Consider the following 10,109-nt stretch of genomic DNA (forward strand, 5'->3'; position numbering starts at 1 on the left):
AGACAGGACCGGCCCCTTCACACGGTCGCGGCGCCGATGTCCGCCTTCAGCCGCGGATCACCAGGCCGTCACGCAGCCGCTCCAGTACGGCGTCGGGCACGCGCAGCCCGTTGCGCACGTAGCCGTCGAGGCCGCCCCACCGCTCGTCCATCGCGTCGAGCGCCATGTCCAGGTAGCGGGGTCGGACCTCGATGATCGCGGCGGCGACGGCGGGGTCGCCCCCACCGTCGAGGAACTTCGCGACGTAGGGGGCGAAGGCGGCCCTGACGGCGGGATTGACCGCGAGGAAGTCCGATCGCACCGTGGCGCGGCCCGCTCCCAGGATCATCAGCAGGACGGCCGCGGCCCAGCCGGTGCGGTCCTTGCCCGCCGTGCAGTGGAAGAGCACCGGGCGGGCACCGGGTTCGGCGACCGTCTCCAGGAAGGCCCGGTAGGCGGCAGCGGCGCCCGGCGAGAGGACCATCTTGCGGTAGGTCTCGGCGAAGAGTTCCTCGGCCCGGCCACCTCCCAGCGTCCGCTCCGCCTCGACGGGGTCGGCGAGCAGGGACCGCAGCCGGGCGGGCGCCACGCCCGGGTGGTCGCCCAGCACATCGGCGACGAAGAGCCGGGCCCGGTCGGGCAGCCGGTCGGGGGCCCACTGGCGCTCGTCGGCGGTGCGCAGGTCGACGACGGTCCGGATGCCGAGCGCGGACACCGCCCGGTCGCTCGCCGGGTCGAGTTCGCTGAGCTGACCCGAGCGGAACAGGACGCCCTGCCGCACCCGGCGGTCACGGCCGAGGGCGATGCCGCCCAGGTCGCGCAGATTGACAACGGTGGCGGCCGGAACGGTCCGGGCGGTCTGCACGATGAACTGCCTCTTTCCCCGATGAATTCCAGGAGTTCCACATATCAGGTTGAACGTCGTACGCGTCAGTCCGACAGAAGCCTGGTCTTCTGCTCCACGAACTCGGCGTCGGTGAGGATCTCGCGCTTCCACAGCTCGGCGAGCCGCTCCAGCCGGTCGATGATGTCGTCGCCCGCGGCCTCGTCGGCTTCCGCCCCGCCGGCGCCGAGGCGCTCGTGCGCCACGAACGCGCCGCCCGCCTCGCGGGCCGTGCGGGCGAGCTCCGTGGTCCACAGGTCCTCCCGGACGACGATCGCGGTGACGTCGCCCGTCGGCACCCCCCGGTCGAGCCGGTCGACGTCCTCCGCGCTCAGCACCGCCGCCCCGCCCTCCCCCGCATCGGTGGGAACCACTCCCTCGGGGTCCAGCTCCCGCAGCTCCACCGAGGTCAGCGGAGCGCCCTCGGCCCGCCGGACGAAGACCAGGTCACCGGGGCGTACGGCTCCGGACGCCACGGCGTCGGCGAGGGCGGGGGCGAAAGACCCGGTGAAGCGACTGCCGGGGAAGGCGATGACGAGGTACTCCACAGGTCCGACGGCCACGGTCGCGTCCTCTCCGTATCCCGGCGGCCGCAGAGGCGCCGGGGTGGATACGGCATTCCAGGGATGACATAAGAAATTGGGAAACTTCGCACATAATATGCACCACTGCCCCGATTCATCCCGATGTCGAGGACCGTCGTGTTGCCGCCCGCCGTCCGTCGCGTCGGTTACGCGACTGTATGTAAAGGATCAAGTGCATACCTGAGAGGGCAAGGTCACAGCACGTGCCCCTGCTGCTCATTCCGCGCACTGGCCTAGCATCTGAGCATGACGGTCCAGCCTGCTGACGGGCTCTCTCCGGCCGCCGCGTTCCCCGACCCTTCCCATGACCAGTGGCAGAGCCTCGTCGAAGGCGTACTGCGCAAGTCGGGCAAGGAAGTCACGGGCTCGGCCGCCGAGGAAGCGCTGTCCACCACACTGGAGGACGGGCTCACCACCCGCCCCCTCTACACCGCGAGCGACGAGTCGCCGGACACCGGCTTTCCCGGCTTCGCCCCCTTCACCCGGGGCAGCAGGGCCGAGGGGAACGCGACGGGCGGCTGGGACGTGCGCCAGCGCCACGCCCTGACCGACCCCGCCCGGCTGAACGAGGCGCTGCTCGGCGATCTGGAGAACGGGGTCACCTCGCTCTGGCTCACGGTGGGCGGTCCGGCGGGCGTCCCCGTCGACGGGCTCGCGCGGGCGCTGCAGGGCGTGTACCTCGACCTCGCGCCCGTCGCGCTCGACGCCCCGGCCGACCTGGACGCCGCCGCCACGGAGCTGCTGCGCCTGTACGAGGAGCGCGGCGTCGCCAAGGACGAGGCGCGCGGCACGCTGGGCGCCGATCCGCTCGGCCACGAGGCCCGGACGGGCGTCGAGGCGGATCTCGCGCCCGCCGTGCGCTGGGCCCAGCGGTGCGACGCGGAGTACCCGGGGCTGCGCGCGATCGTCGTGGACGGGTTGCCGTACCACGAGGCGGGCGGTTCGGCCGGCGAGGAGCTGGGGCTCTCCCTGGCCACGGGCGTCGCCTATCTGCGGGCCCTGACCGCTGCCGGGATGAGCGTGGAGGCGGCCTGCGCGCAGTTGGAGTTCCGGTACGCGGCCACCGCCGACCAGTTCCTGACGATCGCCAAGCTGCGCGCGGCGCGCCGGCTGTGGGCGCGGGTCGCCGAGGCCTCCGGGGCTCCTGCGGCCGGGGCCCAGCGGCAGCACGCCGTCACCTCTCCGGTGATGATGACGCGCCGCGACCCGTGGGTGAACATGCTGCGCACCACGCTCGCCACGCTGGGTGCGGGGGTGGGCGGCGCGGACTCCGTGACCGTGCTGCCGTTCGATCACGCGCTGGGCCTGCCCGACGCGTTCGCGCGGCGGATCGCCCGTAACACCTCGACGATCCTGATGGAGGAGTCGCATCTGGCGCGGGTCATCGACCCGGCGGGCGGATCCTGGTACGTGGAGCGGCTGACCGACGAACTCGCCGCGGCCGCCTGGGCGTTCTTCCAGGAGACCGAGCGGGCGGGCGGTCTGCCGGCCGCCCTGCGCTCGGGGACGGTCGCGGAGCGCCTCGCCGCCACCTGGGCGGCGCGCAGTGCGAAGCTGGCCCGCCGCAAGGAACCGATCACCGGGGTCAGCGAGTTCCCGATGCCCGGTGAGCGCCCAGTTGAGCGCGAGCCCGCACCCGACGCCTACGCCGGCGCTCCGGGCGGTCTGCCCCGGGTCCGGCGGGACGAGGCGTTCGAGGCGCTGCGCGCCCGGTCGGACGCGCACCTCGCGGCGACCGGAAGCCGCCCGAAGGTGTTCGTCGCGGCGCTCGGCCCGGCCGCCGCGCACACCGCGCGGGTCTCCTTCGCCGTCAACCTCTTCGGGGCGGGCGGGATCGAGGCGGTGCACGACCCGGTCTCCGTGGACACGGACACCGTCGCCGGTGCGCTGGCCGCCTCCGGGGCGTCGGTCGCCGTGCTGTGCTCGTCGGACGCGCTCTACGCCGAGCAGGCGGAGCAGGTCGCCGGTGCGCTGAAGTCGGCGGGCGCTGCGCAGGTGTTCCTCGCGGGCCGCCCCGGCGAGTACGCCGGTGTCGACGCCTATGCCTTCGCGGGCTGCGACGCGGTCGCCGTTCTCACCTCCGTTCTCGACAGCATGGGAGTGGCGTGATGACCACCTCGCCCACGGGCCGTACATCCTCCGTTCCCGACTTCTCCGACGTGCCGCTGACGGCCCCCGCCCCTCCCCCCGGTTCCGCCGCTTCGGCCGGTGAGTGGCAGGCGGCCGTGACCAAGGCTGCCGACGGCGCCGAGGCCCCGCTCTGGGAGACGCCCGAGGGCATCACGGTCAAGCCGCTCTACACCGGTGAGGACCTGGAGGGGCTGGACGCGCTGCACAGCTACCCGGGCATCGCCCCGTATCTGCGCGGTCCGTACCCGACGATGTACGTCAACCAGCCCTGGACGATCCGTCAGTACGCCGGTTTCTCCACGGCCGAGGAGTCCAACGCCTTCTACCGGCGCAACCTCGCGGCCGGGCAGAAGGGTCTGTCGGTCGCCTTCGACCTGCCGACCCACCGGGGGTACGACAGCGACCATCCCCGGGTGACGGGTGACGTCGGCATGGCCGGGGTGGCGATCGACTCCATCTACGACATGCGCCAGTTGTTCGACGGCATTCCGCTGGACCGGATGTCGGTGTCGATGACGATGAACGGCGCGGTGCTTCCCGTGCTGGCGCTGTACATCGTGGCCGCCGAGGAACAGGGTGTACCGCCCGAGAAGTTGGCCGGGACCATTCAGAACGACATTCTGAAGGAGTTCATGGTCCGCAACACCTACATCTATCCGCCGTCGCCCTCGATGCGGATCATCTCCGACATCTTCGCGTTCACCTCCAGGAAGATGCCGCGCTACAACTCCATCTCGATCTCCGGCTATCACATCCAGGAGGCCGGGGCGACGGCCGATCTGGAGCTGGCGTACACGCTCGCCGACGGGGTGGAATACCTGCGCGCCGGGCAGGAAGCCGGCCTGGACGTCGACGCGTTCGCACCACGCCTGTCGTTCTTCTGGGCGATCGGGATGAACTTCTTCATGGAGGTCGCCAAGTTGCGGGCGGCCCGGCTCCTCTGGGCGCGCCTGGTCAAGCAGTTCGACCCGAAGAACCCCAAGTCGCTGTCGCTGCGCACCCATTCGCAGACCTCGGGCTGGTCGCTGACCGCGCAGGACGTGTTCAACAATGTGACGCGTACGTGCGTGGAGGCGATGGCCGCGACGCAGGGGCACACCCAGTCGCTGCATACGAACGCTCTCGACGAGGCGCTGGCGCTCCCCACCGACTTCTCGGCGCGGATCGCCCGTAACACGCAGCTCCTGCTCCAGCAGGAGTCCGGCACCTGCCGGGTCATCGACCCGTGGGGCGGCAGCGCGTACGTGGAGAAGCTGACGCGGGACCTCGCGGAGAGGGCCTGGCAGCACATCGAGGAGGTCGAGGCGGCCGGCGGGATGGCGAAGGCCATCGACGCGGGCATCCCCAAGCTCCGGGTGGAGGAGGCGGCCGCGCGGACGCAGGCGCGGATCGACTCCGGGCGGCAGCCGGTGATCGGCGTGAACAAGTACCGGGTGGAGACCGACGAGCAGATCGACGTGCTCAAGGTCGACAACTCCTCGGTGCGCACGCAGCAGATCGAGAAGCTGCGGCGGCTGCGCGAGGAGCGCGACGAGGTGGCGTGCCAGGAGGCGCTGCGCGCGCTGACGGCCGCCGCCGAGCGCGACCCGGGCCCGGGCCTGGAGGGCAATCTGCTGGCGCTGGCGGTCGACGCGGCGCGGGCGATGGCCACGGTCGGCGAGATCTCGGACGCCCTGGAGAAGGTGTACGGCAGGCACGCGGGGCAGATCCGTACGATCTCCGGTGTGTACCGCAAAGAAGCAGGAGAGTCCCCTTCCGTGGACCGCACCCGTGCGCTGGTCGACGCGTTCGAGGAGGCGGAGGGCCGCCGGCCGCGCATCCTGGTCGCCAAGATGGGCCAGGACGGCCACGACCGGGGCCAGAAGGTGATCGCCACGGCCTTCGCCGACCTGGGCTTCGACGTGGACGTCGGCCCGCTGTTCCAGACGCCGGGCGAGGTGGCGCGGCAGGCCGTCGAGGCCGACGTGCACATCGTGGGCGTCTCCTCGCTGGCGGCAGGACACCTGACGCTGGTGCCCGCGCTGCGCGAGGAGCTGGCCGCCGAGGGCCGCGAGGACATCATGATCGTGGTGGGCGGGGTCATTCCGCCGCAGGACATCGAGGCGCTGCACGAGGCGGGCGCGGCCTCGGTCTTCCCGCCGGGGACGGTGATCCCGGACGCGGCCCACGACCTGGTGACGCGGCTCGGCGCCGCGCTCGGCCACGAGCTGTGAGCCGCTGACCGGATGGCTGCGAAGATCGACATCGACGCTTATGTGCAGGGAGTGCTCGACGGGAAGCGCGCGTTCGTGGCGCGCGCGATCACGCTCGTCGAGTCGACGCGGGCCGAACACCGGGTGCTGGCGCAGCAGTTGCTGAGCCGGTTGCTGCCGCACGCGGGGGCGGCCCGGCGGATCGGGATCAGCGGGGTGCCGGGCGTGGGCAAGTCCACGTTCATCGACGCGCTCGGCACGATGCTCACCGGGCTCGGCCACCGGGTGGCGGTGCTCGCGGTCGACCCGTCCTCCAGCCGTACGGGCGGTTCCATCCTGGGCGACAAGACCCGGATGGAACGCCTGGCGGTGGACCCGGCCGCTTTCGTCCGCCCCTCCCCCACGGCGGGCACGCTGGGCGGGGTGGCCAAGGCGACCCGGGAGTCCATCGTGGTGATGGAGGCGGCGGGCTATGACGTGGTGCTGGTGGAGACGGTGGGCGTCGGGCAGTCGGAGACGGCGGTGGCCAACATGGTCGACACGTTCCTGCTGCTGACCCTGGCCCGTACCGGCGACCAGTTGCAGGGCATCAAGAAGGGCGTCCTGGAGCTGGCGGACGCCATCGCGGTGAACAAGGCGGACGGCCCGCACGAGCGCGACGCCCGCTCGGCGGCCCGCGAACTGGCGGGCGCGCTACGGCTGATGCACCCGGCGGACGCGGCCTGGACGCCCCCGGTGCTCACGTGCAGCGCGCGCGAGTCGACGGGGCTCGACACACTGTGGGACCGGTTGGAGCAGCACCGTACGGTCCTGGAATCCACCGGTCGGCTGGCGGCCAAGCGCCGCGACCAGCAGGTGGACTGGACCTGGGCCATGGTCCGGGACGAGCTGCTGGACAGCCTGTACAGCCACCCGGCGGTGCGGAAGCTCGCGCCGGAGCTCGAACAGCGGGTCCGGGAGAGCACGTTGACAGCGACGCTGGCGGCCGAGGAGATCCTCGGCGCGTTTCGCGGCGGCGAGTTCCGTGAGGGCGGTGCAGGCGGTTCGCGTCCCGAGGGCGGTGCGGGCGGTTCGCGTCCCGAGGGCGGTGCGGGCGGTTCGCGTCCCGAGGGCGGTGCGGGCGAGTCCGGCTGATCGCGTCGGCGCGGCGTGCTGAGGCGGAGGCGTGACCGAGGGGCCCCTGGTTCGTCCAGGAGACCTCAGGGTCTTCGCATGCCGTCCGGCGAGGGGCTCGGCGGGGCGGGCGCGGTGGCCTAGAAGGGTTCGGCGGCCCGGAGCAGTTCCCGCGGCAGGTACGGGGACTCGACGCGGATGTCCCAGCCGCGGCGGCGGGCGTGGCAGGCCAGTGCGAGGGCGTCGAGGTTGATGGCGGCGTTCGGATCGTCGGCGCGGTCGGCGACCTGGTAGTGGGCGCGGTGGGTTTCGAGCGCGTCGGCCAGGGCCAGGTTGAAGCTCTCCGCGTCGCCTTCCACGAGCTGCGACAGCAGGACGGCCGGCGGCATCGCGAAGCCCCAGTCCTTGGCTGCTTCGGCCTGCCGCAGAGCCCGCTCGGCCGCCGCTTCCGGGTCCGTACCCTTCAAGTAGGCGTGGAGGGCCTCGCGGTAGGCGCTGAACGCCGAGCCGTCCGGGGTGGCGAACGCCGGGCCGGTGAGGACGAGGGGGGCGAGGTCTTCGCGGGAGCCGGTGATGAGGGCGAAGGCGGTGGCCGTGTGCCAGAAGCCGGGTCCGGTCTGCTCGTCGCGCCGGGCCCGGAAGCGCAGGGGGCGGCCGTCGACGGTGACCTCGACCTCGGAGCCCGGCTCCGCCAGCGCGACGCGGAACAGTGCCGCGCCCATCTGTGAGGCCAGACGGACGTTCCTGAGCTGGGCGTCGGCGGCCCCGTACGACACACCCGCGCGCCACTTGAACAGGCGCTCCTGGTCACCCATGGTCCGGCCGAGCCGCCGGACGGCGTGGGGCTCTCCGTCCCCGGAGGCGAGCACTTCCGCGACGTGCTCCTCGTACAGCGCCTCGGCCTCCAGGTGCACCGTCCAGGCGAAGGACGGCCGCTCCACCGTCAGCGGGCCGTCGGCGAGCGCGGCCACCGCGTCCGGTCGCCTGTCCCGGCCGAACCCGGCGACTCGCGGGCCCCGGCTCTCGAAGCCGGTGACCAGCGCGTGCGGGAGGTAGTCGGTCCGGACGGCGGGCGACCAGCCCAAGGTCCGGGACGCGAGCGCGGCGAGGGCCAGGGGGATCAGCGGGAGCAGGGCGCCGAGGGAGGCGGAGGAGCTGTACAGCGCCGCGTGCCGGTTCAGGAGGTCGGCCAGCGAGGTGTCGAAGGCCTCCCGGTCCTCGGCGGCCAGCGCCCGCAACGCGTGCAGCTCCGCACTGCCGGACCGGTCCAGCAGGGGTTCGCCCGTCTCCTCGGCACGGGCACGGACGCGGTCCAGGGCGGCGTCGACGGCGGCGAGCTTGGCCTGCGCGCTCGGCGGGTACTCCTCCTCGTCGCCGGTGTCGTCCAGAGCCACGGCCATCAGTCCGGTGGCGAGTTCGCCGATGGGCGTCCCCCGGGTCTCCTCGACGAACTTGTCCCGGGCGAAGCGGAACGCCTCCCCGTGCCAGGTGGCCCGGTCCCTGAGGACCGTCAGACAGAGCGCGTCGATCCACTGCCCTGCCGTGACGCTCTCCGCGGGGGCGTCGTCGCCCCGGTCGTAACTCATGCCGAAGTTCACGTAGTCCAGGAAGATATGGAAACCGCCGTGGGGGTGGTAAGCGGCGTAGGCGACGGCCCCCGCCGCGGCCTCGGAGGCGTCCTTGAGAGCGGCCCTGGCCTCCGCAGTGTCCAGGTCGGGGGTCTCGACGGAGAGTGCGCCCAGGTAGTCCAGGAACTCGTCGGCGATCGCCTGCCACTCGTAGGTGGCCATCCGGCCGCCCTTCGACATGGACCGCACCTGGCCACCGATCCGGGTGGTGAAGTCCTCACGGGCCGCCGACACGACGGCCTCGGATATCTGGTGACGTTCTATGCGCACTGCCACTGCCCCGTTCCTTGATCGAACCTGGGTGACAGACTAGGCGCGGCCTCCGGCAGTCCGGCCGGCCCGTTACTCGTACCGGTACTTCAGCGAGTCCGCCTCCGTCTGCTCGATGTCGGCGATCGTCAGCTCCGGCATCCGCAGTTGGGCCAGTGTCACCTCGGCCGAGGTCGGCTGGGCGTCCGCCGGCAGCCACTGCTCCGGCTTCCAGGCGCCGCTGCGCAGAAGCGACTTGGGGCAGTGCGGGTAGACCTCCTCGATGCCCACCACCAGCGCACTGGCCGGTGGCTTGCCCACGGCGGTCAGCTGGGACAGCAGGTCGGGGCGGGTGGAGACGCAGGCCCGGCCGTTCACTCTGAGCGTCGTGGTGCGCCCGGGGATGAGGAACAGCAGCCCGGCCCGTCCGGTGGCGATGACGTTCTGCAGGGTGTCCAGGCGCTTGTTGCCGGTCGCGTCGGGTATCGCCACCGTCCGTGAGTCCAGGACGCTGACGAAACCGGTGGGGCCGCCGCGCGGGGAGACGTCGCAGTTGCCCTCGGCGTCCGCGCTGGAGATCAGGACCAGTGACGAGCAGCCGATCAACCGTCGGGTCTGATCGGTGAGTTCGGTCATCTGCTTGCGCAGTGCCGCGTCGCCGGGGAGTTCGTAGGCCAGGCGCAGCGCTTCCCGGTCGCGCAGGGCGTCGAGGCGGAGCGAGTCGAAGGCACTGCCGGCCAGAGGTGTCGTCATGCCCTTGACCCTAACGACCTGGCCCGCCACCGGGGGCCGCCGCCCCGGCGGCGGCGACCCGCGGTCGGTGCCCCGCGCGGCGACTTCGCGGACCAGGCCAGGACTTCCCCGGCGTGCCCGATGTCGAGGGCGCTGGTGGCTCGTCGAGCAGAACAGCGGGGGTTTCCTGCGCGAGGGCCATGGCGAGCCAGCAGCGCTGGCGCTGACCGCCGGAGAGCTGGGCGAGGCGGCCGTCCGGCCAGGGCAGCGGTGCCGGTGGCCTCCAGGGCGCGGGGGACGGCCCCCTCGCCCTCCCTCGACCACTGGCGGAACAGGCGCTGGTGCGGGTGGCGTCCGCGCCGTACGAGTCCGGCGACGGTGACCGCCGCTGACCCTGCGGCCCGTCCGCGACCCGCTGCGGTCACCGAGGGCGGTGGGAAACCGGAACACGGGGTTCCCACCGCCCTCGACGCATGTCCGGCGCTTGACCCGCCGCCCGCCGCCCGCCGCCCGCCGCCCGCCGCCCGCCGCCCGCCTAGTGGTACACGGCGATGAGCACATGTGCCAGCCCCGCCTCTTCGGGCACCCGTGCGGATTCCTCTCCACCCCGGTCGCGCCC

Annotated in this window: 7 protein-coding genes and 1 pseudogene; 3 read left to right on the forward strand and 5 right to left on the reverse strand. The window is 72.5% G+C overall.

What is annotated here, in order from left to right:
• Positions 1-46: 46 nt before the first annotated feature.
• Positions 47-844, reverse strand: a complete 798-nt coding sequence (locus tag ACFWM7_RS29345; protein ID WP_383266160.1) for a tyrosine-protein phosphatase — start codon at positions 842-844, stop codon at positions 47-49.
• 65 nt (positions 845-909) lie between these two features.
• Positions 910-1,425, reverse strand: coding sequence for a DUF6325 family protein (locus ACFWM7_RS29350; protein WP_383266163.1), 516 nt, complete (start codon positions 1,423-1,425; stop codon positions 910-912).
• Positions 1,426-1,692: 267 nt separating this feature from the next.
• Between ACFWM7_RS29350 and ACFWM7_RS29355 the strand changes: the two genes are divergently transcribed.
• From ACFWM7_RS29355 to meaB, 3 genes are read left to right on the forward strand one after another with little or no spacing between them, the layout of a single operon-like run.
• Positions 1,693-3,555: a methylmalonyl-CoA mutase family protein gene (locus tag ACFWM7_RS29355; RefSeq protein WP_383266165.1), complete on the forward strand. Its 1,863-nt coding sequence runs from the start codon at positions 1,693-1,695 to the stop codon at positions 3,553-3,555.
• On the forward strand, positions 3,555-5,789 hold the full coding sequence (scpA, locus tag ACFWM7_RS29360) for a methylmalonyl-CoA mutase (protein ID WP_383266168.1): 2,235 nt from the start codon (positions 3,555-3,557) through the stop codon (positions 5,787-5,789). Before ACFWM7_RS29355 ends, scpA begins: the two co-directional genes overlap by 1 nt.
• 12 nt (positions 5,790-5,801) lie before the next feature.
• Entirely contained in the window at positions 5,802-6,902 is a 1,101-nt protein-coding gene (gene meaB / locus ACFWM7_RS29365; protein ID WP_383266171.1) for a methylmalonyl Co-A mutase-associated GTPase MeaB, read from the forward strand.
• 119 nt (positions 6,903-7,021) lie between these two features.
• Here the strand turns inward: meaB and ACFWM7_RS29370 are convergent, their stop codons facing one another.
• The 3 genes and pseudogenes from ACFWM7_RS29370 to ACFWM7_RS29380 form a co-directional block, all read right to left on the reverse strand.
• Positions 7,022-8,785, reverse strand: a complete 1,764-nt coding sequence (locus ACFWM7_RS29370; RefSeq protein ID WP_383266173.1) for an Imm49 family immunity protein — start codon at positions 8,783-8,785, stop codon at positions 7,022-7,024.
• Positions 8,786-8,851: 66 nt separating this feature from the next.
• Positions 8,852-9,511 (reverse strand): MSMEG_1061 family FMN-dependent PPOX-type flavoprotein, encoded by a 660-nt coding sequence (locus ACFWM7_RS29375; protein ID WP_383266176.1) that lies wholly within the window; start codon positions 9,509-9,511, stop codon positions 8,852-8,854.
• A gap of 69 nt (positions 9,512-9,580) precedes the next feature.
• A pseudogene (locus ACFWM7_RS29380) lies at positions 9,581-10,086 on the reverse strand (ATP-binding cassette domain-containing protein); the annotation flags it as partial.
• Positions 10,087-10,109: the final 23 nt, after the last annotated feature.

This window comes from Streptomyces sp. NPDC058375 (assembly GCF_042723425.1).
GTDB lineage: Bacteria > Actinomycetota > Actinomycetes > Streptomycetales > Streptomycetaceae > Streptomyces > Streptomyces durocortorensis.

Bases quoted from the DNA above. Each gene is read 5' to 3' on its own strand.
- ACFWM7_RS29355 (WP_383266165.1), top strand. From the start codon at position 1,693: ATGACGGTCCAGCCTGCTGACGGGCTCTCTCCGGCCGCCGCGTTCCCC.
- scpA (WP_383266168.1), top strand. From the start codon at position 3,555: ATGACCACCTCGCCCACGGGCCGTACATCCTCCGTTCCCGACTTCTCC.
- meaB (WP_383266171.1), top strand. From the start codon at position 5,802: ATGGCTGCGAAGATCGACATCGACGCTTATGTGCAGGGAGTGCTCGAC.
- ACFWM7_RS29375 (WP_383266176.1), bottom strand. From the start codon at position 9,511: ATGACGACACCTCTGGCCGGCAGTGCCTTCGACTCGCTCCGCCTCGAC.